22 protein-coding genes are annotated in these 24,447 nt (G+C 41.7%); 5 read left to right on the top strand and 17 right to left on the bottom strand.

All coding sequences use genetic code 11. The annotated features are described in order from the left end of the window. Positions 1–111 precede the first annotated feature (111 nt). Entirely contained in the window at positions 112–915 is an 804-nt protein-coding gene (gene ppsR, locus IF202_RS09955) for a posphoenolpyruvate synthetase regulatory kinase/phosphorylase PpsR (RefSeq protein ID WP_191594757.1), read from the bottom strand. Between the two features lie 242 nt (positions 916–1,157). Here ppsR and ppsA point away from each other — a divergent pair, with 242 nt between their 5' ends. Next, positions 1,158–3,572 (top strand): phosphoenolpyruvate synthase, encoded by a 2,415-nt coding sequence (gene ppsA, locus IF202_RS09950; protein ID WP_191594756.1) that lies wholly within the window; start codon positions 1,158–1,160, stop codon positions 3,570–3,572. Positions 3,573–3,833: 261 nt separating this feature from the next. Here the strand turns inward: ppsA and IF202_RS09945 are convergent, their stop codons facing one another. Then, positions 3,834–4,361: a hypothetical protein gene (locus tag IF202_RS09945; RefSeq protein WP_191594755.1), complete on the bottom strand. Its 528-nt coding sequence runs from the start codon at positions 4,359–4,361 to the stop codon at positions 3,834–3,836. A 196-nt stretch (positions 4,362–4,557) separates the two neighbouring features. Here IF202_RS09945 and IF202_RS09940 point away from each other — a divergent pair, with 196 nt between their 5' ends. Continuing rightward, positions 4,558–4,875: an antibiotic biosynthesis monooxygenase family protein gene (locus tag IF202_RS09940; RefSeq protein ID WP_191594754.1), complete on the top strand. Its 318-nt coding sequence runs from the start codon at positions 4,558–4,560 to the stop codon at positions 4,873–4,875. A gap of 12 nt (positions 4,876–4,887) precedes the next feature. Next, entirely contained in the window at positions 4,888–5,277 is a 390-nt protein-coding gene (gene gloA2, locus IF202_RS09935; RefSeq protein ID WP_191594753.1) for an SMU1112c/YaeR family gloxylase I-like metalloprotein, read from the top strand. A gap of 200 nt (positions 5,278–5,477) precedes the next feature. On the opposite strand, the gene IF202_RS09930 is transcribed toward gloA2, so the two are convergent. The 10 genes from IF202_RS09930 to IF202_RS09885 all read right to left on the bottom strand — a co-directional run bounded on the left by IF202_RS09930 (position 5,478) and on the right by IF202_RS09885 (position 16,883). Further along, positions 5,478–6,503, bottom strand: a complete 1,026-nt coding sequence (locus tag IF202_RS09930; protein ID WP_191594752.1) for a histone deacetylase family protein — start codon at positions 6,501–6,503, stop codon at positions 5,478–5,480. Between the two features lie 34 nt (positions 6,504–6,537). Further along, positions 6,538–7,794: a M20 family metallo-hydrolase gene (locus IF202_RS09925; protein WP_191594751.1), complete on the bottom strand. Its 1,257-nt coding sequence runs from the start codon at positions 7,792–7,794 to the stop codon at positions 6,538–6,540. A 13-nt stretch (positions 7,795–7,807) separates the two neighbouring features. Further along, positions 7,808–8,746 (bottom strand): 2-hydroxyacid dehydrogenase, encoded by a 939-nt coding sequence (locus IF202_RS09920; protein WP_191594750.1) that lies wholly within the window; start codon positions 8,744–8,746, stop codon positions 7,808–7,810. After that, positions 8,746–10,398, bottom strand: a complete 1,653-nt coding sequence (locus tag IF202_RS09915; protein ID WP_191594749.1) for an ABC transporter ATP-binding protein — start codon at positions 10,396–10,398, stop codon at positions 8,746–8,748. The genes IF202_RS09920 and IF202_RS09915 overlap by 1 nt, the downstream gene beginning before the upstream one ends. A gap of 1 nt (position 10,399) precedes the next feature. Continuing rightward, complete coding sequence (locus tag IF202_RS09910) at positions 10,400–11,239, bottom strand: ABC transporter permease (RefSeq protein ID WP_191594748.1); 840 nt, start codon at positions 11,237–11,239, stop codon at positions 10,400–10,402. Further along, positions 11,236–12,219 carry an ABC transporter permease gene (locus tag IF202_RS09905; protein WP_191594747.1) on the bottom strand — a complete coding sequence of 328 codons (984 nt, stop codon included), beginning with the start codon at positions 12,217–12,219 and terminating at the stop codon, positions 11,236–11,238. Before IF202_RS09905 ends, IF202_RS09910 begins: the two co-directional genes overlap by 4 nt. Positions 12,220–12,287: 68 nt before the next feature. Continuing rightward, on the bottom strand, positions 12,288–13,838 hold the full coding sequence (locus tag IF202_RS09900; protein WP_191594746.1) for an ABC transporter substrate-binding protein: 1,551 nt from the start codon (positions 13,836–13,838) through the stop codon (positions 12,288–12,290). A 69-nt stretch (positions 13,839–13,907) separates the two neighbouring features. Next, complete coding sequence (locus IF202_RS09895; protein ID WP_191594745.1) at positions 13,908–14,699, bottom strand: class II aldolase/adducin family protein; 792 nt, start codon at positions 14,697–14,699, stop codon at positions 13,908–13,910. Between the two features lie 401 nt (positions 14,700–15,100). Then, positions 15,101–16,006 (bottom strand): LysR substrate-binding domain-containing protein, encoded by a 906-nt coding sequence (locus IF202_RS09890; protein ID WP_191594744.1) that lies wholly within the window; start codon positions 16,004–16,006, stop codon positions 15,101–15,103. A gap of 106 nt (positions 16,007–16,112) precedes the next feature. Next, a complete protein-coding gene (locus IF202_RS09885; RefSeq protein ID WP_191594743.1) occupies positions 16,113–16,883 on the bottom strand; it encodes a M90 family metallopeptidase in 771 nt (256 codons plus the stop codon). Positions 16,884–17,102: 219 nt separating this feature from the next. On the opposite strand from IF202_RS09885, the gene IF202_RS09880 reads away from it, so the two are divergent. Next, positions 17,103–18,458: a D-serine ammonia-lyase gene (locus IF202_RS09880; RefSeq protein WP_191594742.1), complete on the top strand. Its 1,356-nt coding sequence runs from the start codon at positions 17,103–17,105 to the stop codon at positions 18,456–18,458. A 23-nt stretch (positions 18,459–18,481) separates the two neighbouring features. Beyond that, a complete protein-coding gene (locus tag IF202_RS09875) occupies positions 18,482–19,177 on the top strand; it encodes an aspartate/glutamate racemase family protein (RefSeq protein ID WP_191594741.1) in 696 nt (231 codons plus the stop codon). Between the two features lie 84 nt (positions 19,178–19,261). Here IF202_RS09875 and IF202_RS09870 read toward each other — a convergent pair whose 3' ends face one another. From IF202_RS09870 to IF202_RS09850, 5 genes are all read right to left on the bottom strand, one after another. Further along, a complete protein-coding gene (locus IF202_RS09870; protein WP_191594740.1) occupies positions 19,262–19,822 on the bottom strand; it encodes an LOG family protein in 561 nt (186 codons plus the stop codon). A 340-nt stretch (positions 19,823–20,162) separates the two neighbouring features. Beyond that, positions 20,163–20,741 carry a GDP-mannose pyrophosphatase NudK gene (nudK, locus tag IF202_RS09865; protein ID WP_191594739.1) on the bottom strand — a complete coding sequence of 193 codons (579 nt, stop codon included), beginning with the start codon at positions 20,739–20,741 and terminating at the stop codon, positions 20,163–20,165. Between the two features lie 147 nt (positions 20,742–20,888). After that, entirely contained in the window at positions 20,889–21,719 is an 831-nt protein-coding gene (gene dapF / locus IF202_RS09860) for a diaminopimelate epimerase (protein ID WP_191594738.1), read from the bottom strand. A gap of 110 nt (positions 21,720–21,829) precedes the next feature. Continuing rightward, positions 21,830–23,539, bottom strand: a complete 1,710-nt coding sequence (locus IF202_RS09855; protein ID WP_191594737.1) for a dipeptide ABC transporter ATP-binding protein — start codon at positions 23,537–23,539, stop codon at positions 21,830–21,832. Beyond that, positions 23,539–24,444: an ABC transporter permease gene (locus IF202_RS09850; protein WP_191594736.1), complete on the bottom strand. Its 906-nt coding sequence runs from the start codon at positions 24,442–24,444 to the stop codon at positions 23,539–23,541. The genes IF202_RS09855 and IF202_RS09850 overlap by 1 nt, the downstream gene beginning before the upstream one ends. Positions 24,445–24,447 lie beyond the last annotated feature (3 nt).

Below are 24,447 nucleotides of genomic sequence, written 5' to 3'. Positions count from 1 at the left end.
CACTCCTGATGCCTTTTTGGCCTAACCAATTTCTTTTTATCACTTTTTTACCTTTTTTTTGTCTAAAAAGTCTCGATCTATCGAATTATTCGATAGGTTTATCTGTAAAACTCATTGTCTATGACGCACTAAATGCATCTCCGCCATCACTTTGGTGGAAATTTCCTCCACAGACAGTTTTGTCGAATCCAAAAAAGGGATACGTTCTTGACGATATAAAGATTCTACTTCGTCTACTTCATAGCGACATTGGCGAGCTGACGCGTACTTACTTTCTGCCATTCGACCGCTACGAATTTCCTGCAAACGTAACGCATCTATAGTCAGCCCAAACAGTTTTTTCTTATGGGCTTTTAAGACCCTAGGTAAACCAGGAGAAGAAAAGTCATCTTCGGTAATCGGATAGTTCGCCGCTTTAATGCCATACTGCATTGCTAGATACAAACTGGTTGGCGTTTTCCCTGAACGAGACACACCTAATAAAATAATATCTGCCTGCTCAAAGTTCTTTACCGAAACACCATCATCGTTCGCTAACGCATAGTTAATGGCATCTATACGGCCATCGTAAACGCCCTCTTTCATACCGTGAGCTTTTTGCGCCGTTGGTTGTGCTTTGACTCCAAGCGCCTTCTCGATAGGCGATAACAAGTCACCAAACAAGTTATAACAATGACAATCACAAGACTGAATAATTTCACGAATGGCAACATCAGAAATGGTGTAAAACACCAGTAATTTAACACCCTGCTCCATCTCTAAGTTCACTTGTTGCTTCAATCCTTCGGCCTGATCTTTGGTCGTCAAAAACGGCACACTTTGCGTCTCTACTGCCACATCAAAAAACGACAACATAGCCGATCCAAACACCTCTGCGGTGATCGCTGTCCCATCTGAAACAAAATACACTTTCATGCGTTTTTACCCATTTTGTTGTTATCTAACGACATTTAGTTTTTCGATTGAAATAAAACTACATCGAATAATCGATTTTATTCAAAACCACTTAGCTACATACAATGAACTCAGACACAGCGCTTTGACAAGTACCAATATTACCTAGAAAAAAAGCTATCAACTTCTAGGAATGAGCGTTTGATGTCTCGTTGGCAAACCAGCCAAACAAAACAAACTTATAACAATAACCGGAGTCCTTCGTGAGCAAATTCGTTAAGTGGTTTAAAGATCTTCGTTTAGAAGATGTCGGTGAAGTCGGCGGCAAAAACGCCTCTTTGGGAGAAATGATTTCTAACCTGACAGACCTTGGTATTCAAGTACCAAATGGTTTCGCTACCACTTCCTATGCCTATCAAAGTTTCCTAGCAGAAAGCGGCCTAAACGATAAAATTCACGACGCACTCAACGCACTCGACGTGGACGACGTTAAGGCTCTTGCCAAAACTGGCGAGCAAATCCGAACCTGGATTGAAGAAGCGCATTTTTCTGCTGAATTCGACCAAGAAATTGAAGCCGCTTTTGCTGTCTTGTCTGTCAATAACGACAGTGAAGACAAGGCTAACGACACATCATTTGCTGTGCGTTCATCTGCCACAGCGGAAGATTTACCAGACGCCTCTTTCGCAGGACAACAAGAGACTTACTTAAACGTCGTTGGTTTGGCAGACATCAAAGCCTCTATCAAACGCGTATTTGCCTCTTTGTTTAATGACCGTGCGATTTCATACCGCGTTCACCAAGGGTTTGAACACCAAGGCGTGTCACTGTCTGCTGGTATTCAAAAAATGGTACGCAGCGACATTGGCGCATCCGGTGTATTATTCACCCTAGATACAGAATCAGGCTTTGATGAAGTTGTCTTTATTACCGCAGCTTACGGCCTTGGTGAAATGGTTGTACAAGGTACGGTAAACCCAGACGAATACTATGTTCACAAGCCAACACTTGCAGCGAATCGTCCATCGGTTGTGCGAAAAAGCCTTGGCAGTAAAGCACAAAAAATGGAATACGCAGAAGTCGGTAGCGACGACGAATTTGTCAAAATCGTTCCAGTGGCATTAGATGATCAAAACCGCTTTGCGTTGACCAATGACGAGATCCAAGATCTTGCACGACAAGCTTGCATCATAGAAGACCATTACCAACGTCCGATGGATATTGAATGGGCGAAAGACGGCATCGATGGAAAAATCTACATTGTTCAGGCTCGACCAGAAACCGTTCGCAGCCAAGGCAACGCCCAAAGCATGGAACGTTACAACCTGAAGAAAACGTCACAAGTAATGATGACAGGCCGTGCTATTGGTCACAAAATTGGCACGGGTGAAGTTAAGGTTTTGTCTTCTATTGCTGAAATGGATCGCATCAAACCGGGCGACGTATTAGTCACTGACATTACTGACCCTGATTGGGAACCCATCATGAAACGCGCATCTGCGATTGTCACCAATCGTGGCGGTCGAACGTGTCACGCGGCGATCATTGCACGTGAACTTGGCATTCCAGCCGTAGTTGGTTGTGGCGATGCCACCGAGGTTTTGAAAGACGGACAAAAAGTTACCGTGTCTTGTGCACAAGGCGACATGGGCTTTGTTTATCAAGGCGAGTTGCCATTCGATGTCATCACCTCGGAAGTGGGCAACATGCCAGAACTACCTGTGAAAATCATGATGAACGTGGGCAACCCGAACCGCGCTTTCGACTTCGCCATGCTACCCAACGCAGGCATTGGCTTGGCTCGATTGGAATTTATAATTAACCGTATGATTGGCATTCACCCTAAAGCGCTGCTTAACTACGCAGACATGACGCCAGCTCTGAAAGAAGAAATCGACCACAGGATCGCTGGCTACAATGGCCCAGTAGAATTCTACGTCGACAAACTCGTTGAAGGCGTTGCGACATTGGCGTGCTCGTTCTCGAAGAAACCTGTAATCGTGCGGTTATCTGACTTTAAATCGAACGAGTACCATAATCTTGTTGGTGGACCTTTGTTTGAACCAGACGAAGAAAATCCAATGCTTGGTTTCCGTGGTGCGGCCCGTTACATCGACGACTCCTTCCGTGATTGCTTCGCCCTAGAATGTGAAGCCATTCGCCGAGTTCGAAATGAAATGGGATTAACCAACGTACAAATCATGATTCCATTTGTACGTACGTTAGAAGAAGCACAACAAGTAACGGAATTACTTGCTGAACAAGGCTTAGCTCGCGGCGAAAATGGCTTAAAAGTCATCATGATGTGCGAACTGCCTTCTAACGCATTATTGGCGGATGAATTCCTTCAATACTTCGACGGTTTCTCAATTGGTTCAAACGATTTAACACAATTAACCCTCGGACTTGACCGCGATTCAGGATTGATCGCAGACAAATTCGACGAACGAAATCCAGCAGTGAAAAAGCTGCTAACGATGGCGATTCAAGCCTGCCGCGAACAAGGTAAATACGTGGGAATCTGTGGGCAAGGCCCATCAGACCACGCCGACTTCGCAGATTGGCTTGTGGCTCAAGGCATTGAGAGTATGTCTCTTAACCCTGACACTGTTGTCGAAACCTGGCTGCATCTTGATGAAGTGTTGAAAGGCGCTTCATTAGATCAGAATGCTGTGTAACAGCAGCATGTGACCTTATTGTGATGTCACACTCTAGTTTGATAGCCCCGCATTTGCGGGGCTTTTTTTGTTTTCAGAATGGCTGTAACCGTTAAAAGTAACGTTCTTTAGGTTCGATTTATAAGCACTATCAATAATCTAAGAACATTTTAGAGCTAATCAAAATCTATCCTTTGATTAGCTAAGCCTAAAAAAAATTTATGTCCTTATAAGAGAGACGAAAAATGTAGCATTGGCAGAAAACCATTAAAATTTATGGGTTCACCTTGCGCTTTCTAGTACATCTCTCAATGTATTCAATGCACTTACGGAAAAGCCTTGATCATAAAAATACAGGATCTCACCCTCTTTTGTAATCAATGTGACTCTGGTGTTGTTTGCGTTTTCATTGCCGGTAAATTTTTGTACTTTTTCACCATCTTCATAAACTGTTACGACACCTTTCCATAGTTCTTTCGGTATGCCTTTACGCATACCACTGTCGATAACCGTACTAAACATTCTAGGTAACATTCCTTGAATGGTGGGTAGTTCATATACATCAACCAAGGTGTTTGTCATGTCTAAACCAATTAGCCAACGATCAATATCAAACTGTGAATCTTGTTTGTAGCCTATTAACAGCAACACGACGTCTTGATCAAAATCAGCAGGAATTTTTAACTCATTTTGTTCTAGTGTTTGCCCTGTAATAGATGGAAATATTTGCCCTTTAACAGATTGGTTTGGATAGGATGTGCTACAGGCTGATAGTAAGGGTAAAATGATAGCTAAAATAATGATACGCATTTAAACACCAATTTTTAAAGTTGAATTAGTTACTTATACGCTATTTTTTCCAATTAAGTTCACCAACAAACGAAACATTTATTGGTTCGTTTCAACCTGTATTTTCTGTATTAAGGCTCAGGGGCAATCAACCTTAATAGTTAAAGCCATTGACACTGATTTTTATTAAGATTAGCTCTCAATTGAGGATTTTTTTATGATAGCGAGAGAATGGAAAGCTAAATGCCCTAAAAAGCATGAAGAAGGCTTTATTTCATATCTTTATGAAACTGGGGTAAAAGACACATCTGCGACTAAAGGGTTCATTGGGGCTCAAATTTTTAATCGCGATACAGATTCAGGCAATGAAGTAGAAATAACACTCATCACATACTGGGAAGACTTAGAGTGTATCAAAGCATTTTCTGGAGAAAGCATTGATATTGCCAAATTATACCCTGAAGATGAGCAATATGAATTAAAGCCTGATGATTACGTTTTACATTATAAAGTGCGTGAAAATAGTTGGGTATAACAAGGAAGACAGATGCTTAAGTCGATTCATCATGCCGCTATCATTTGCTCAGATTATGAAAAGTCTAAGCTCTTTTACACTTCAATTCTTGGGCTGGAAGTTATCGCTGAGAATTATCGAGAAGAACGAGATTCATTTAAGCTCGACCTGAAGTTACCGGATGGTGGACAAATAGAGTTATTTTTTTTTCCTAGTTCACCTGATCGACCAAGCTTCCCTGAAGCACTAGGTCTAAGGCATTTGGCGTTTAACGTTGAATCGGTAGAATCCGTTAAAGATTACCTTATCTCTAAGGGTGTTGATGTTGAGCCAATTCGAGTCGATGAATACACGAATAAAAAATTCACATTTTTTAGTGACCCAGATGGACTGCCATTAGAACTGTATGAGCAAGAATCTTAAACTGGAGGTTAATAATTAATACAATAAATTACATATATTCTCCCATCTGAAAATACTAGCAGACTTATACAACGCCTCGTAATGGGTAATATTTTGGTATATCAGAATCTAGGTAGAAAAATTAAAGAGAGAGAATGCAACCATCGCAGCATTCTCTCTTAAGTCATTTAATATCAGAGATAGACAAAGCTGAACCGAGTCTACGTCTTGGTAAAGGGCTTCAATACTGCGGCTAAATTGTCACCCAATATAGGAGAAATATAACCACCCTCTTGAACAATAAGCGTTGGCTTATTCAAGGCTTTTACACGTTTACCAATCTGACCAAAACCCTCTGTTGTTAAATTAAGTACAGCAAATGGGTCTTGTTCAGAAGCATCCAGCCCGAGAGCAAGAATCACGGCGTCTGGAGCATAAGCATTTAACTGCTCAAGTGCGATTTCAAGCGTTTCTAAAAACTCGCTATCCCCTGTTCCTTCAGTAATCGGTAAGTTTAAATTATACCCATAACCCTCTCCTTCACCTTTCTCATGGGCATACCCCCAATAATGAGGGTAGCAATAGGCTGGATCAGCATGGATTGAAAGAGTCATCACGTCCTTACGCTGCCAGAAAATAGCTTGAGTTCCATTACCATGATGTAAATCCACATCCAAAATGGCCACTCTATTAAAATCTTTTAATAGACGTTGTGCCGCAATCGCGGAATTATTTAAAAAACAAAAACCCGCTGCGCCATCACTAAAAGCATGATGACCCGGCGGACGGCATACCGCATAAGCCGATGTACATTCGTTATTTGCTAGCGCATCAGCGGCGCTGGTTGCGGTTTGAGCAGAAGCGTATATTCCTTTCCAAGTTCCTTCTCCTAATGGGCAAGAAGTGTCCATTAAGTGCCAACCTACCCGACCAATAATGTCACTTGGGTAGGTAGCCGCGTATCGCCCAGGGTTACTCTTAGGAATAATTTCTTTACTCGCATCCGGTAACTTTTCCCATTCAGGATAAACCGATTGTAAAAAGTTCACATAATCAGGCGAATGCACTTCGGCAATATAAGACAAACCAAAATCACTCGCTGGACTAATGGATACATTCAGATCCATCAGAACTTTACGAAAAATATCGCCACGTTCTGGCGTCTCGCGCGCTGGAATAGACTGACCGTTTTTCATATAAAATTTAGGATCATGCTGACTTTGATCCTCATGGTAAAAAGCTTTCATGGCAACGTTCTCCCTATAAAAAAAATGCTTATATTCAGTTGCTGTTTGCAGACAATATAAGTGTATTTAGTAGTACATCGCAGCCTTTCTCAAGCTGTTCGGGACTCGTGTATTCACGCTCGTTATGACTTAACCCATCCTCTGATGGCACAAAGATCATTGCGGTAGGTGCCACTCGACTGACATAAACAGCGTCATGACCTGCACCACTAATCAAGGTATGAGGGTTCAGATTTGGATAGCTTGCCGCACACGCTTGTTGAATATTCACCAAGCAGGTTTCATCAAAAGGGCATGGTGGTAATGACCAGGTTTCTTTGATTCCAATTTCGAGTTTGTGATGAAAGGCAATACGGTGAATTGTCTCAAAAGCCTTTGTTTGCAGTTCATCTAAATCTGCTAAACGCCCTTCGCGAAGATCCAATGAAAACTTAACTTTGCCAGCAGATACATTTGTCGATGCATTTGGAATATTGAGTTCACCAATAGTACAGCGGCTATCATGGCTATGGTTGGCGGCGATTTTTGTTAGCTCGCTAATCATTTCGGCTACCCCGACCAAAGCATCGTTACGCAGATTCATTGGGCTAGGTCCTGCGTGACAAGATCGCCCCGTCACTTCGACTTCATACCAACGCATGCCTAACACACCCGCAACAATCCCTAGATCGATATCTAAGGCTTCTAATACTGGGCCTTGTTCTATGTGCAATTCGTAATACTGATAGCACTCAGGAGTATCGACGCTTGTTTGTTCTTTATAGCCTAAACGATCAAGTTCTTCCCCAAGGCTAATTCCGGCTTCATCTTTGGTTGCCAATACATCATTAAGTTTGAAAACCCCAGCGTACACTCCCGATCCTAGCATCGCAGGTTTGAAACGAGCGCCTTCTTCATTGGTCCAAACCACAACTTCAATCGGTCTTAACGTTTGAATATTTTTCTCTTCTAAACAGCGCAGCGCTTCCAAACCTGCTAAGCATCCATATACACCATCAAACTTACCGCCTGTTGGTTGAGTATCTAAATGGCTACCGGTCATAACGGGCATTAAGGTGTTATCTAATCCATTGCGACGTAAAAATAAATTGCCAATCGCATCCACTCGTAAAGAACAACCTAACGCTTTTGCCCAGCCAACAAACAAGTCTCGTGCTTGTTTATCTTTATCGGTCAAAGCAAGGCGATGACAGCCCCCGACTTTGCTTCCTTCTACTTCCGTATGACCAATTTGGCCAATCTCCATAATGGAGTTCCACAACCGATCAGGGTTACATTTTTCAACAGTCATAATAAATCTCTACTTAATAGCCAATAGCGGCTTCAACTTTATTTTTTGGCGTTTCACCGGCAGAGTATCGTCTTACTTCCTCGACCATATTAAGAACAGCGGCCTCTGGTCGTACATCGCTCGCAGTGTGAGGGGTTACTATGATGTTTGGGTGAGTCCAAAATACATTGTTTTTAGGCAAGGGTTCTTCGTCAAAAACATCCAATGATGCACCTTGCAATTTACCTTCATCAATCGAATTTAAAAGGTCTTCTGCCTGTAAATGACCACCACGCCCTAGATGTATTAAGTAAGCATTTGGCTTTAATTGGTCGAATAACGCTTTATTGAGAATTCCACGCGTGTCATCGGTAAGTGGCAACACACAGATAAGCACTTCAGTACGTTTTAGAAAGTCTCCCAATTGGTCTGTACCGCTAAACACTGGAATATTGTTGTTCTCTAGCTGCCTTTGGCTCTTACGCCAGCCCGCAACATCAAAACCCAACTGATATAAATCATTTACCATTTTCTCTCCCATGAAGCCTAAACCCAGCACCCCGACACTCACGTCACTGGGCGCTCTCATTGGCTGACGTAACCAACACTTTTCTTGTTGCTGCTGTCGATACAATGGGAAATTTCTTTGATGGTTAATAACGTGCCAGATTGCAAAAGTACTCATAATAGACGCTTGTTCTGAGTCCCTATTCCGACACACTAAAACATCATCGTGCAAACTTGGGCATGCCAGTAAACTATCGACGCCTGCCGCAATCGATGCGGCAACACGGACATTGGGATAATGTTCGAAGAAGTCATCATCAGGAAACCACAGTAAGGCAAACGTAATCTGCGCTGGATCATGCTCCATATCGCTTGTTACTACAGTTACTTCCTCTGCGTAAGCATCAAAATGCGGTAAATACGGCAACATATTCAAAAAGCTACTGTGAGCAATGCCATACAACATTAGGCAGCGCCCTCCTGTACTCCAGAAGCTGTCACAGCTGTGGTATCAGAACGCCAATTTGCCCCTGGAATAGAAGCAATAAGGCTTTTGGTATAGTCATGTGCTGGAGACTCAAAAACTTGACGAGTATCACCCATTTCAACGATTTTGCCTTTTTGCATCACAATCACTCGGTCACATACTTGAGCCGCAACACGTAAATCATGAACCACAAAAAGAACCGCCAAATTAAGTCGTTTTTTGAGCGTTTCTATAAGGTCTAATATCTGAGCCTGAACAGACACATCAAGCGCGGATATGGCTTCATCTGCCACCAGTACTTCTGGATCATGAGCCAACGCACGAGCGATGCCAACTCGTTGTCTTTGTCCGCCCGAAAATTCATGTGGGTAACGGTCAATCGCCGCAATGGGTAGTTCCACCAATGCCAGTAACTCTGCCGCTTTAGCAAAAGCGTCTTTGCGAGGCATGCCTTGGGCAATCGGGCCATCGGCAATAATTTGACCAATGGTTTTTCTAGGATTAAGTGACGCATAAGGGTCTTGGAAAACCATTTGAATTCGCTTACGAAAAGGGGCTAATTCTTTTGTGCCTAAAGACTGAATTTCACTGCCACTTAATCGTATTTTGCCGCTATCAGAATTAAGTAAGCGAACAACGCATCGACTAACGGTTGATTTACCAGATCCAGATTCACCCACTAAACCTAGTGTTTCGCCTCGGTGCAATTCAAAACTAACATCATCTGCCGCTTTTACGATTCGAGCTTTAGACAACCAGCTACCACCAGTACGGTAAGTCTTACATAGGTTTTCAACACTCAAAATTGGAGGCACTTGAAGTGGTTTTATCTCACGCTTAGGTGACACCAGTGGCGGCACTGCGGCAATTAGCTTTTTGGTATAATCATGTTGCGGGTTATTCAACACCGCATCTCGATTTCCAAGCTCAACCATTTCACCTTTTTCCATCACAGCCACTCGGTCGGCAATTTCGGCGACCACGCCAAAGTCATGAGTAATGAACATGACGGCGGTGTTGTGCTTACGCTGTAATTCTTTGATGAGTTTTAAAATTTGCGCTTGAGTGGTTACATCTAAGGCGGTTGTCGGTTCATCAGCAATCAAAATAGAAGGCTCAAGTGCCAGCGCCATCGCTATCATTACGCGCTGACGTTGACCGCCTGAAAGCTGATGAGGATAAGCTCGTAGCATTTTATGTGGATCAGGTAGGCCAACATCCTCTAACAATGCCAACGTTCTATCATGTCGCTGTTTTCGAGTCATTTTGGTATGAACTAAGAAGACTTCTGCAATCTGATCTTCAACCCGCATCAATGGATTAAGCGCCGTCATCGGCTCTTGGAAAATCATACTGATGCGGTTACCACGTAGGGTTCTTGCTCTGTGCTCTTCTAAAGAAGCCAGATCATAACCATCAAAGATGACTGCCCCTTTATCGACAGTAATCACTTTCGGCAACAATCCCATAATGGCATTGGCTGTCATGGATTTTCCTGATCCAGATTCACCAACCACGCATAATATTTCACCTGGCATAAGATCATAATTCACATTACGAATAGCAAATTCACGATCACCACCTGCAGGAAGACGAATGCTCAGGTTTTCTACTTTTAATAAAGGCTTCATACTAGTTCTCCCGATTACCTGACAGCTTAGGATTTAGAGCTTCGTTTAAGCCTTCACCTAATAAGTTAAGAGAAAGAACAGTAATTGCGATGGCAACACCTGGAATAAAACTTAACCACCAAGCTTGTCTTATCACCGTTTTAGCAGCTCCTATCATGTAACCCCAAGACATAATTGCTGGATCACCCAAGCCTAAAAAGGACAAAGAAGACTCAAGCAAAATGGCACTTGCCACCATTAAGGAAGCCAACACTATGATAGGAGAAAGGCTGTTTGGTAGAATTTCACGCAGAATAATATTGCGATTGGTTTGGCCATTTAATTTAGCGGCTAACACATACTCTTGACTGCGCAAGGATAAAAACTCACCACGTACCAAACGTGCCACAGGAGGCCAGCTTACAATGGCAATCGCACCCGTGATGGAATAAACAGAAGGTTCAAAAATAGCCACAAGCACAACGGCTAATGCAAAGCTTGGTACCGTCTGAAATATTTCCGTAAAGCGCATCAGAACTTCATCAACCCAGCCACCGTAATAGCCAGCATAAGCACCCAATGGGATACCAATCAACAGCGCAATAATGGTTGAAACAAAGCCCACCAATAGTGAAATTCGAGCACCATAAATTAAGCCCGCCAATACATCTCGTCCTAATGTATCCGTACCTAATAAGTAATTACTATTTTGAAACGGCGGTAAAAATGGTCTTTGCACCATACGCCAAGGACTTCCGTCGTAAAGGTAAGGTCCAATTAAAGCGATGACAACGAAGATAAACAGTATGCTAAAGCCAACCATCGCCACTTTGTTTTGTGTTAGAGATTTAATTACATTCATTTTGATAGCTCGATTCGTGGGTCAACGATGCAGTAGATAACATCAGTAACCAAGTTGAAGAGAACAACCATCGCAGAAGATATAAAGAACACTCCTAACAACAAGTTATAGTCTCGCTGGAATAAGGCTTCAAACATCAGCCGACCAATACCCGGCCAAGCAAACACTGTTTCTGTTAGCACTGCGCCACCAATCAACTGACCCGCTTGCAGTCCCGCTAACGTAACGACAGGTAACAAGGCATTACGCAATATATGATGAGTAGTTACTCGTGACGGTTTCATACCTTTGGCTTTTGCGGTTTTAACAAAATCTAATCGACTGGTTTCTATCATTGAAGTTCGTGTCATGCGGGCATACACAGCGGTAAAAAACAGTCCTAACGTGGCCGCCGGTAATATCAAATGCAAGCCGATGTCCTTCACTTTCTGCCAACCGGTGAAGTTTTCTCCGACTGTTTGCATACCAAAACTAGGTAACCAATCTAAGTAAACTGAAAAGAATAAGGCAGCCATCATGGCGAGCCAAAAAAGAGGCGTCGCGTAAAAAATCAACGCCGCGACAGTGATCACTGAATCCAGCCATTGTCGATGTTTCGCCGCTGCAACAACTCCCGCTAAAATACCCAATACAAGAGACAACAAAAAAGCCGCGCCAGTGAGTAATAAGGTTGCCGGCATACGTTCCATAATAAGGTCAAACACTGGCATCTGTTGACGATACGTTATCCCCATATCAAACTGCATCAAGTTACTGACATAGATCCAGAGTTGATAATAAAGTGGCTGATCAAGTCCAAATTGCTCTCGTAATTGTTGGAGAAAGATCTCATCCGTCGCACCAGCTTCACCAGCTAATACTTGAGCAGGATCACCTGGAGCCATGCGAATTAGGAAGAAGTTAAAGATTGCGATGACTAATAGCACCACACCCCCTTTAACCAAACGACCAGCGATATAAAGTAAGGTTTGAATACTCATAAAAATGATAACTCTTAAAATGACAAATCTTATTAATGGAGCAGACCTAACGGCCTACTCCCATTAGATTATTGTTTAATCCAAGCGGTACCGAAGGCATCATTAATACCAATGGCAGAATCAACAAGATTTTGTACTTTACAGTTATAAATTGTTGGGAATTCCAACTCCATTAACCAAGCAACCGGTACATCTTCAACCAGTTGATGCTGGGCTTTGCTGTATAATTCAGCTCGTTTAGAGTCAGGGAAAACGACAGCAGCTTCATTAAGCCATTGGTCAACTTGCTTATTTACGTAGCCTTCAGCGTTATTCCAAGGAGAACCTTTGGCCATATTGCTTGACAGATAAGTACGTGAAACACCTAATGCAGGGTCACCGTATTGATATAAGTAAGTAAACGAAATGTCGTAATCTCGGTCCGAAATTTTCTGATTCCAACCAGCGACATCAGTAGCAACAAGTTTCGTTTTAATGCCAACTTCTTCTAGATTCTGCTTAACAACTTCAGTCCAACGCTGCCACGTTTCGCCGTATGGCATAGCCATCAAACGTACAGGTGTACCGTCGTAGCCCATTTCTTTCAAAAGCGCTTTGGCTTTTTTCGGGTTGTATTCATATTCAGGCAGAGTGTCATCAAAGAAAGTAGTTTTTGAACCTACAGGTCCTTTAGCAATTTTGCCGTAATCATTCCAAAGTACTGACTTGGCAAACTCACGATCCATCGCGTACATAACGGCTTGACGGAAACGTTTATCTGCAGTCGGTCCTTCTTGGTTGTTTAACCATAACCAAGCGTGTGGAGAGAAAAACTCCCAACCATCTGTCGTAACACAAGCATTGTCCAGTTCACTTAAACGTGGCACATCAAAGTTCTCGACGGAGCCACCCGGTAATACATCAATTTTTCCCGTTTCAAAGGCGACTGATCGAGATGCAGCATCGGGAATAACATGCCAATAAAGCTCCTCGATATGAGGTAAACCCTTCACATGATAATTTTCATTTTTGGCTAAATGAATAAATGACCCTTTTTGCCACTCTTTAAATACAAATGGTCCAGTTCCGATTGGATGGTGGTTAGCCGGATTCATTTTGAAATCTGTGCCTTCATAAATATGTTTAGGCAACATAGGTGTTGTGCCTACTTCAAACAAACGAATAAAAGGACCAAATGGCTGATTAAGCTTGAACACAACGGTGAAATCATCCGGTGCAGTAATGCTATCAACAAACGCTAAAGAGGTTCTTAAACGAGCATTGGTTTCACGTAACAACACATCAATAGAGAAAACAACATCGGCTGAAGTGAAAGGTTGTCCATCATGCCAAACAACGCCTTCTTTAAGATGAAAAGTCCAAGTTTTACCATCTTCTGAATTTTCCCAAGAAGTGGCTAAAAGTGGATGAGGAACCAGCTTTTTGTCGTAGCGCATTAGACCTTCAAAAATATTACCACCCACTTGCTGAGTCGTACCATTTGAGTACATGCCAATCATTAAACTTGGTGGCTCAGGCTGAACAACGACGTTGATCGTTCCGCCATTTTGAGGTTGTGCATAAACACTTGCAGTAAAAGGCAAACAAGCAATTACAGCACCCATAATAATTTTTTTCATATTTCTCTCCTAGGTTCAAAATATTCAGATTTAAATTAGGCTAATAACCGGTTTCGATATTGACGAGCATTACTCTTTGTAAGACGGTGACACTTTTTCTAACAATCTTAGATACGCTAACCACTCCACATGAAAACCATCACGTAGACTCATTTCGGCGAACTGTTTATATTGCTGATAGGTTAAATCACATACTGATGAGTCAATTTGATTGACTGCTTGACCGCTTGCGAGAACGGACATTTGCACCTTGCAAACACGCTCTAAATTAAACATTAAGGTAAACGCTTCCCCGACGTTTTCTCCCATGGTCATTAGTCCATGGTTATCTAGAATCATAATTTTATTTTCAGAACCAAGATCATTAACTAAACGCTCTCGTTCTTCTAAATTTAAGGCAATGCCTTCATAAGCATGACGGGACACACCGTGATAAAACTGCAAAGACCACTGGTTAATCGGTAAAATTCCAGTTTGTGTTGACGCAATCGAAACACCGGCAACAGTATGAGTATGCAATGCGCATTTCAGATCATGACGTGCTGCATGTATGGCTGAATGAATAGTAAAACCAGCGGGATTCGCACCCATCTGACATGGGTCATCTATGATTTTTCCATCCAGATCAATGGTGACTAACTGGCTCGCTTTGACTTCACTAAAACGCGTGCCATAAGGGTTAATCAAAAAATATTCATTATCGCCAGGAACACGAGCTGAAATATGCGTATAAATACTGTCGCTCATTTGGAAGTGCTCGATCAAATGATACGCCGCGGCTAAATCCACTCTGACTCGTTCTTCCTCTGAGAGGTTTGGATATATGTCTGTTACGAAGTCCGTTCCTGATAGCTGACTCATAATGCTGCCTTTAAAAAAACGCTAATGCTTATTAATAGGAATTAGGCTCAGTTAAATCAGATCAACCTTATGCCTTTAATCGATTCTTGATCAGAAAAAAGGCAATAACAATCGAATAATATTGACGTTATTGTTCAATATTATTTGACAATTACCTTCATTTTATAAGCTTGTGTTTAGTAAATTCGAAATGACTTGAGGTGATGCACAAAAATAGGGCTTTATTAAGGATAAAAGACAGTGAGATGTATTTTCCTGAAAAATATAACTAAGACTTGATAGAGAGGCTTTTAGACGTGATTTCCGATTTCATTTTTAAAGCTTTCTGATGGTGTTTAGAATAAATAAGTGCACGCCAGAAGCTGATCGCACACTTTTAGCGCCATCTAAATAATGATAATTCATTGCCTATCATAACGAGATTGAGCGTCTGCAATGAGGCCTTCTAACCATTCAATAAAGGCAAAAACTTCTTTTCGTTCCACTTTTTCTGGAGACGTAACTAAATAATATGCTCTTGGTGATTCAATGCTTTTTTCAAAAGGACGTATTAATAGCCCCTTTGCAAGCGCATCCCCACTAACCATATTATCGCCAATCGCAATACCTTGACCGGCAATCGCCGCCGACTGTACAAAGTTAGCATCCGAAAAAACAACACCACCTTCCAACTGCGTATTACTGACACCATTAGCCGCGAGCCAAACACGCCAATCTGTATTACTCATAAGATGAAGAAGAGGCATTTTTATTAAGTTAGAAGGATGCCCTAAGCCGCCTTGTTGATGAAAAAAGTGCGGACTACACACTGGAAACAATCGAATCGTCATCAACTGTTTAACATATTTTTCAGGCCAACTACCGTTGCCATAGGTGATGAATAAATCCACATCTTCATTTGAGATATCACCAGGAAAACTTGGAGATAAAATATGAAGCGATAACTTAGGATATTTTTTTGTAAAGGCCGCAATTTTATGACACAGCCAATAGTTAGCAAGACCTGGAGCGCAGCTAATCGTTAATGATCCCGTTACCTCTTCACCATCACTAACATGGGATGCTTCTAACAAAATAGTGAGTGCTTTTTTTGTCTCTAAAGCATAAGCCTTGCCTTTCTGTGTAAGCGCCAAGCCTCTACCGTCTCGTTGTGTCAGTGGGAATCCCACAACCTCTTCCAACATATTTAACTGATGGCTAACCGCACTACGAGTTAGATTAAGTTCTGCTGCAGCAGCAGAAACACTTCCAAGACGGGAAATTGCTTCAAATGCCCGCAGTGCGGTAGTCGAGGGATAACGCTTCATAAAACTCCATATAAATAAATCACGACAACGTCATAATGTAACACTAAGTTACTCAGTAAATCGGTAAGGTTGAGAATTAAGGCTAAAAGAAATCATTCCAATTAAATTAAAAAGCAGGCAGCTGGCGGTAAAACTGACACAACAGCCGATGTACCTCTGGCATATGTTCTTTCATTTTTTTAGGGTCTTCAAAAAACGTTTCACTGCATACCGCAAAAAATTCAGCTGGATTGGTTAACGCATACTCATCAAGAGGTAATCGACGATGTTTATTCGAATCACGCTGCAGCCTGTCCCATGCAGTTGTAAATATATCGTGCCATTCACCTGAACGCATATCTGGATGCATAGGCGGTGCGCCATTGGCGCCATCACGAAGCATATCAAGCTTATGTGCTAACTCATGAATGACAACATTACTGGCCTTAGAATGGCGAGCATGAGCACCCGTTTCACACACAGCCTGCCACGATAATATCACCGGTCCTTTTAGCCAAGCTTCACCACTCAACACTTGGCTGCCTGTATGAACTACACCGTCACTACTGCGATACGGACGATTAGGTACAAAATCACCTTCGTAAATAACGATGGTATACCAATCGTTATACCAATCTAAACCAAGGTGTAGAATCGGTACACAAGCCATGGTTGCGATTTTCAAACACATATCGTTAGTAAACTGAAAGCCACCACCTGAAGCAAAGTTCTTACGAGCCAAGAAACGAAAGGTCATATTCCGCAATGCATCACGTTCAGCTCCTTGATAGCGGTTCATCACAGGCCAATCAGCAATGGAAGATTCCCACTGCTGTTCTGTAAACGCCATTCTTTTAATGCGTTTATTTTCTAGCCAATAACTAAGTCGTTTGAACATGTTTAGCTCATTATTAAATGATAGGTGAATGCTGTTAATTCTGATTCTGAGGCTTTTAAAAAACTGTAGCAAGATCAATGTAACTCTACTACCTTTCACCTTAAATCCAATATTACTTATTAACCAACATTCAGTATAAACTATAGTTTCAACTTGTTCTTTCTAGCCTATCCACCGAGAATACCTTTATGCCCATGTCACTTCATTCAGGCCAATAAAATGACAACGGATAATCAACAATTTATTCAACAGCTAACTCAAAAATACCCTTTGATTACACAGTTAATAGCGTTGCAAGAAGTCAGCTGGTTTAACCCAAATATCACCAGTTTAAAAGAAGCTTTACCTTATGTGGGTTTGAGTGCTGACGACATCAAAGAAGCAAGTGATAGACTGACAAGGTTCGCACCCTATTTAGCGCTCGTTTTCCCTGAAACAGCGATAACCAATGGCATAATAGAGTCTGATACTGTCCCCATTCCAACAATAAAAGCCAAACTAGAAGAAGAATATAAAACACCTATTTCTGGCAAGCTATTACTGAAGAAAGACAGTCACCTTCCTATATCAGGTTCAATTAAAGCGCGCGGTGGCATCTATGAAGTACTGACTCACGCAGAAAAACTAGCTATAAACGCAGAGCTACTATCCACTTCAGACGATTATAAAAAACTCGCATCTCCTGAGTTCAAAAACTTCTTCAAACAACACAGCATTGCTGTAGGTTCAACAGGAAACCTAGGAATGTCCATCGGCATCATGAGTGCCAAATTGGGTTTTTCTGTGTCTGTGCATATGTCAGCGGATGCTCGTCAGTGGAAGAAAGACAAGCTTCGCGAACACGGAGTTAAGGTGGTGGAGTATGAACAGGATTATGGCGTTGCCGTAGAACAGGGCCGCAAAGAAGCTGAAAGCGATCCGACTTGTTTTTTCATCGATGATGAAAACTCTCAAACACTGTTTCTTGGTTATGCGGTAGCAGGAGAAAGACTAAAAACGCAATTTAATGAAATGAATATACTCGTTGACGAAAACCACCCTCTTTTTGTGTATTTACCTTGTGGTGTTGGTGGTGGCCCTGGTGGCGTTGCCTTTGGACTCAAAATGGCATTTGGAGACCATATTCATTGCATCTTTGCAGAACCGACACACTCCCCTTGTATGATGTTAGGCGTTCATACAGGTCTTCATGATTATATTTCAGTACAAGACATAGGCATTGATAACATAACCGCTGCGGATGGGTTGGCGGTAGGGAGAGCATCAGGCTTCGTCGGAAGAGCCATGGAAAGACTACTAGACGGTTATTACACTCTTTCTGACAAACGTATGTACCGACATTTAGGTGATATGAATACGTATGAACATATTCAGTTAGAACCTTCCGCACTCGCAGGACTAATTGGCCCCAGTATTGTTACAAACAATACAGAGTACAGAAATCGCTTAAAACTGGATGATACAAAAATGTGCAACGCTACTCACCTAGTGTGGGCAACAGGCGGTGGCATGGTACCAAAACAAGAAATGTTATCTTATTTAGAAAAAGCTCGACATGAGAAGGCAAAAGTTTAATGTCAAAAAATGGAATTTCATCTATGCATAAAAAAATTGGTATTATTGGTGGCTTAAGCCCTGAATCAACAGTGAGTTATTATCTTCATATCACGCGCTCTTATGTTGAAAAATATGGTAATTATGGCTACCCAGAAATAATAATTTACAGCGTGAATCTAAAAAACTTCCATCAGAGGCGTGACGAAGGCAGATGGGATTTAATCGCGGAAGATTTAGCCAGAGTCGCAAATGAACTAAAAACAGCAGGTGCTGATTTTGGCCTTATCGCAACGAATACGATGCATAAAGTATTTGATGATGTGCAAAATCTTACCTCGCTTCCGTTAATCAATTTGATTAACACGACAGCCCTCGACGTTAAAAAGAAATCGATTTCAAAAGTGGCTCTTTTGGGTACAAAGTTTACGATGGGCGAAGACTTTTATGTTGAAGGATTAAAGAAACAAGACATATCGACAATCGTTCCTTCTTTTGATGATCAACAAGTCATTCACAGTATAATAGTGAATGAACTAGTACGTGGCATAATATCTGATGCGTCTAGAAAGCAGTATATTGACATTATTAATAAGCTAAGATCTGAAGGCGCTGAAGGCGTAATTTTAGGGTGTACTGAAATTCCATTACTAATAAAGCAAGCCGATTGCGACATACCTATTATTGATACTGCAACAATTCATGCCGAAGAGGCATTGCTTCGAGCAATTAGCCACTAACCACCAAGAACCTTTTAATATCAAATCATGTATAGATGTATTGTATAAATATTCTTTAAGGGTTCTGGTTTCTTTAAATTGGCACTAAGACCATTTTTTGAGAGGTGGCTGATATGCCTCAATGCAATCAACAAGCTCTTTTGGTGTGTCAGCTAAAATAAGCATATTAGCGTATTCTTCATTCAAAAAACCAGAGTTTGTCATATTGGTTATCATGGCTAATAAATCCTGATAAAAACCATTGGTGTTATACAACGCACACGGTTTCGAATGATGACCTAGTTGTGCCCAAGTCCATACTTCAAAGAATTCTTCTAGTGTTCCTGCGCCACCTGGTAATGCGACAAACGCGTCAGCCATCGAAGCCATTTTCGCTTTTCTTTCATGCATATCTGCGACAACGAATAACTCGGTTAAACCTGTATGCTCAATTTCTTTTTCTTTCAAATATTCAGGAATAACACCAAAAACGTTTCCGCCACTCTCTAGAACCGCATCAGCAATAGTCCCCATCAACCCGACCTTTCCTCCTCCATACACTAGGTCAATGCCATTTTTTCCAAAAAACAGGCCTAGTTTTTTGGCTTCGTTAATATAAGAAGGGTTATTCCCTGTACTTGAACCACAAAATACCGCGATTTTCATAGTTATTCCTAAATTCAGAATTACTCTTTGATCGTCATACCGATGTCGAACACACCGTATAATTGTTATAATTTGATCGTATCTTTTGGATAATGTATTCCATTGTAAATTTTAACAGGCTCCAACTCATAAGGGTTTACACCTTCTAATCCGACTCATAGCATATAAACACCGTTTTGAATCTTCTAAACTATTAGGCATTTTCAACCTTAATTGAACAGCACCACAATGACAGCTAGTTTTATGTACTAAATTGATATTCATATACGCTCTTCATCTTATAAAGCTGAGGCAATGTTTAATCGAATTATTTATCTGAATTTAGGTACAACCATCAAAATTAACAAAGATTGTTTAGTTTCGCATATTGAAGCAACATAATTGTTTTACCGTCTATTATTTCCCCTGACTCAATCATCTTGTAGGCATCATTAAAGTCGAGCTCTAGAACCTCAATATTTTCCTGCTCATGTTCTAAACCGCCACCCTCAGACACCTTCATAGCATCTGAATATTCAGCAATAAAGAAATATAATATCTCGGTAACAGACCCAGGCGACATATAGGCTTCGAATATTTTTCTGACACTATCAATCTTATAGCCCGTCTCCTCTTCCGCTTCTCTCTTAATGCAATCTTCTGCATTATCTTGATCAAGCAATCCAGCGCATGTTTCAACTAACAGACCACTGGCATTGCCATTTACAAATGTTGGAAGACGAAATTGTCGTGTCAAAATCACACTAGATTTTTGTGCGTTATAAAGGAGTATCGTTGAGCCATTACCTCGATCATATGCTTCGCGATCTTGTCGCTCCCAATCGCCATTAGGCTTTTGATAATCGAATGAATATTTATTGAGCGTGTACCAGTTATCCGACAATAATGTTTTTTCGATATTTTTAATTTTAGCGCTCATATCATTCCTATAAACCTATAATGCCATTAGCAATCGACTAAACTAAAATCCCATCAGAACCTTAAAGAAGAGTCCCCATAATGGTTGATAAAAAGATCAAACAAAGTAAATAACTAACAAGGTCATGAACCTTATAGGAATGCATTGTTAAAATGAAACAAGTGCCTCTCTAGATATTTCCCCATCACAAATTTTGCGAACATCTCCAGTCATAGTTGCGAAGAACTGTTTATCCAGTTTTATATTGATCATTCCACCGGGCATATAAACATTAATGTTGGAATGACACAGCCCTAAAGCATACGCAACGGAAGCGGCAGCAGTGCTACTCGAACCAGAAGCAAGAGTATAACCAGCACCGCGTTCCCATATTTCTATTTGAATTGATGATTTATCAATGATTTGTACAAATTGAATGTTAGTTCGGTTAATAAACCTAGAATCATTTTCAATAATACTGCCGAATTCTTTTGCAAAATTTGGGTTAATATCATCAAGTAAAATAACACAATGAGGGTTACCAACATTGGCCAAATAATAGGTGAACTCTAGGCCTTTCACATTCATTATTGCTGATGTAACTTCAGGCTCTCCCATTGACTCATGAGTAAAACGTACTTTTCCCATCCCTACTGATACTGAAAGACCTTTTTCACCAATGGTGGAAGTGACAACACCGCCTTTTGTTTGAATCGTAAATTCATCATAAGAAACGAGAGATTGGTCCCAAAGATATCTTGAGAAAATCCGTAAGCCATTACCGCTTTTTTCTGCTTCGCTTGAATCGGGATTAAATATTCTGAGAGAAAAATCACAGCTTTTACTTTCTTCAGGCCCATAAAGAATACCGTCAGAACCGATGCCAAAATGACGATCACATATTACTTTGATCTTATCTTCTGATAATTTTTCATTCAGGTCTTTAGGGTCGATGACTATGTAATCATTGCCTAAAGCATGATATTTGCTGAATTTCATATATTTACTCTGATGTTCGAATTTCTGGTTGATCTGCAGCGCTTTCCACCAAACCCCAAACTTCCTGTATGCTTCTTACCTTCTTTTTAAAGAATAAAACAGAGAAACCATCATGCCCAATCTTTCGGCATCACAGGCGTCAAGGACAGCAGTTTTTTGGTGTATTCCGCTTGTGGACGTTCAAACAGATCTTCGGTTTTACCCGCTTCTTCGATCACGCCATTACGCAGTACAACCATGTCATCGGCCATTTGTCGCACCACTGAGAGGTTGTGACTAATAAATAGAATGGTCAGTCCAAACTTCGATTGCAGATCTTTCAAAAGATTGAGAATCTCTGCTTGAATAGATACATCCAATGCGGAAGTCGGTTCATCACATATCAAGAATCGCGGTCGAGCCAATAACGCGCGTGCCACGGCAATACGTTGACGTTGTCCACCAGAAAATTGATGTGGGTATTTATCAATCGCATCTGGTGCCATACCAACCAAAGCAAGCATAGAAGCCGCGAGCTCTTGACGTTTCGCTGGGTCTTTTTCTAAACCATAAAACCAAAGCGGTTCGGTCAAAATCGAGCCAATCTTATGACGCGAATTTAAACTTGAGTAAGGATCTTGAAAGACCATTTGAATGATTCGACGAGAAGGATGTTTACGGCTACGAGACTTTCCTGCTGGTAATACTTCATTACCAAGCATCATGGTGCCACTGTTAGGTGTAATCAGTCCTGTGATGGTTTTAGCGACAGTAGACTTACCTGAACCACTTTCACCAACCAACCCCATAATGCTGCCAGGTTTGACGTTAAAGCTGATTTTATCGAGTGCAATGAAGTCCTCTGGTTTACGCCACAATGATTTACGTGTTCCAGAAAAACGAACGTCTAGTGCTTCAATTGATAAACCGATTGAAAGTTCTTTCTGCTCACCTTCAGACAAGCCTTTTTCTTCAAGTAACCATTGCTCAGCAAGATCACCGGTAGAAACACTAGTACCTTCAATACCTTCTGTAGTCGGTACACTGAATCGATCGATTTTATGATCCATTGGCGGTACAGCACTCATTAAAGCTCGTGTATAAGCATGCTTAGGACGACCCAATACTTGTGCAGTTTCGCCCGACTCAACGACATGACCATTGCGCATCACAGTCACGCGATCTGCGATTTGTGCAATAACACCAATATCATGAGTGATCAGGATAAAACCAATTTTGCGTTTGTCTGCCAATGAGCGAATTAAGTCCAGCACTTGGCTTTGTACAGCAACGTCCAGTGCTGTCGTAGGTTCGTCAGCAATAATAAGTTCAGGGTTAGTACAAAGCGCCAATGCAATCACCACACGTTGACGCATACCACCAGAAAACTGATGCGGCCAAGATTTGATGCGCTCTGCTGCATTCTTAATACCGATTTCTTCAAGTAGGTCGATGGCGCGAGTACGAGCCTCGTCCGCTGACATTTTTTCATGGGCCAAGATGGTTTCAACCAACTGGTCTTCAACCGTCATCAAAGGATTAAGACTGGTTTGAGGATCTTGGAAAATCATCGAAATACGTTTGCCACGCAACGCATGGGCTTGATTCACACCCAAGGCGCGCAAATCCGTATCGCCCAACATGATGCTGCCTTCAGCGATATAACCCGGTGTTTGCAGCAAACCGATAACAGCGGCACCAACGGTGGATTTCCCTGCACCACTTTCACCAACAAGACCGTGGATCTCACCCGCTTGGACATTTATATTAATATTCTCGATGGCCGTCGTATCACCAAATCGAGTGGGAAAACGTACGGTTAAGTTTTCTACTGTGAGCATTAGCGTAACCCCGGATTAAAAACATCACGCATGAAATCACCAAGCGTATTAATAGAGACAACTAATGCCACAAGAAATAAAGTCGGTATCCACAAGATCCACCACTCACCTGACAACATAAACTGCATGCCAATACGAATAAGTGTGCCTAATGATGGACTGTCCGCTGCAAGGCCAATGCCCAAGAATGACAAGGTCGCTTCGAGCAAAATCGCGGAAGCAAGATCAACCGTCATGATGACCAAAAGTGGCCCCAAAATATTCGGCAAGATATGAATAAACATAATGCGAATGGGACCTTGCCCCATGATGATGGCCGCTTGCACGTATTCTTTGTTCATCTCCACAAAAGTAGAAGCACGGGCAGTACGAGCAAAATTCACCCAAAGGGATAAAGCAATCGCAAGGGTTAAAACCACAACACGCAAATCTTGCTGTACCTCTGGCGGTAAGATTCCGCGAGCAATACCATCAATCAATAAAGCCGTTAAGATGGCAGGCAAAGCGAGCTGAATATCAGCAATTCGCATAATGATGGCATCGAAACGACCACCATAAAATCCTGCTGCAAGACCAAGCCCAACGCCAAGAACAGTAGCAATCGCCATGGCAGACAAGCCAATCAGCAAAGACAAACGTGCACCGTATAAAATCGACGAGATCATGTCTCGTCCTTGATCATCGGTACCCAACATAAATTGTGAGATGCCGCCTTCTTGCCAAATAGGCGGAAGTAATCCGTCCATTAAGCTAAACGAACCTAAATCGTAAGGATTAACAGACGCAATCCAAGGCGCAAACGCGGCACCAATGAAAATTAAAATAGCGATAACCGCCGCAATCATAACCGCAGGGCTACGAGTAAACAGCCAAAGACCTTCTGAACGCTTAATAAATTCTTTCATATT

The organism is Marinomonas colpomeniae (genome assembly GCF_014803385.1).
In the GTDB taxonomy this organism is placed as follows: Bacteria; Pseudomonadota; Gammaproteobacteria; order Pseudomonadales; family Marinomonadaceae; genus Marinomonas; species Marinomonas colpomeniae.
This window is presented reverse-complemented; position numbering and strand designations above follow the sequence as displayed.

Coding starts and splice junctions, on each gene's coding strand:
- ppsR (WP_191594757.1), bottom strand. CDS start 915: ATGAAAGTGTATTTTGTTTCAGATGGGACAGCGATCACCGCAGAGGTG.
- IF202_RS09945 (WP_191594755.1), bottom strand. CDS start 4,361: ATGCGTATCATTATTTTAGCTATCATTTTACCCTTACTATCAGCCTGT.
- IF202_RS09940 (WP_191594754.1), top strand. CDS start 4,558: ATGATAGCGAGAGAATGGAAAGCTAAATGCCCTAAAAAGCATGAAGAA.
- gloA2 (WP_191594753.1), top strand. CDS start 4,888: ATGCTTAAGTCGATTCATCATGCCGCTATCATTTGCTCAGATTATGAA.
- IF202_RS09930 (WP_191594752.1), bottom strand. CDS start 6,503: ATGAAAGCTTTTTACCATGAGGATCAAAGTCAGCATGATCCTAAATTT.
- IF202_RS09925 (WP_191594751.1), bottom strand. CDS start 7,794: ATGACTGTTGAAAAATGTAACCCTGATCGGTTGTGGAACTCCATTATG.
- IF202_RS09920 (WP_191594750.1), bottom strand. CDS start 8,746: ATGTTGTATGGCATTGCTCACAGTAGCTTTTTGAATATGTTGCCGTAT.
- IF202_RS09915 (WP_191594749.1), bottom strand. CDS start 10,398: ATGAAGCCTTTATTAAAAGTAGAAAACCTGAGCATTCGTCTTCCTGCA.
- IF202_RS09910 (WP_191594748.1), bottom strand. CDS start 11,239: ATGAATGTAATTAAATCTCTAACACAAAACAAAGTGGCGATGGTTGGC.
- IF202_RS09905 (WP_191594747.1), bottom strand. CDS start 12,219: ATGAGTATTCAAACCTTACTTTATATCGCTGGTCGTTTGGTTAAAGGG.
- IF202_RS09900 (WP_191594746.1), bottom strand. CDS start 13,838: ATGAAAAAAATTATTATGGGTGCTGTAATTGCTTGTTTGCCTTTTACT.
- IF202_RS09895 (WP_191594745.1), bottom strand. CDS start 14,699: ATGAGTCAGCTATCAGGAACGGACTTCGTAACAGACATATATCCAAAC.
- IF202_RS09890 (WP_191594744.1), bottom strand. CDS start 16,006: ATGAAGCGTTATCCCTCGACTACCGCACTGCGGGCATTTGAAGCAATT.
- IF202_RS09885 (WP_191594743.1), bottom strand. CDS start 16,883: ATGTTCAAACGACTTAGTTATTGGCTAGAAAATAAACGCATTAAAAGA.
- IF202_RS09880 (WP_191594742.1), top strand. CDS start 17,103: ATGACAACGGATAATCAACAATTTATTCAACAGCTAACTCAAAAATAC.
- IF202_RS09875 (WP_191594741.1), top strand. CDS start 18,482: ATGCATAAAAAAATTGGTATTATTGGTGGCTTAAGCCCTGAATCAACA.
- IF202_RS09870 (WP_191594740.1), bottom strand. CDS start 19,822: ATGAAAATCGCGGTATTTTGTGGTTCAAGTACAGGGAATAACCCTTCT.
- nudK (WP_191594739.1), bottom strand. CDS start 20,741: ATGAGCGCTAAAATTAAAAATATCGAAAAAACATTATTGTCGGATAAC.
- dapF (WP_191594738.1), bottom strand. CDS start 21,719: ATGAAATTCAGCAAATATCATGCTTTAGGCAATGATTACATAGTCATC.
- IF202_RS09855 (WP_191594737.1), bottom strand. CDS start 23,539: ATGCTCACAGTAGAAAACTTAACCGTACGTTTTCCCACTCGATTTGGT.
- IF202_RS09850 (WP_191594736.1), bottom strand. CDS start 24,444: ATGAAAGAATTTATTAAGCGTTCAGAAGGTCTTTGGCTGTTTACTCGT.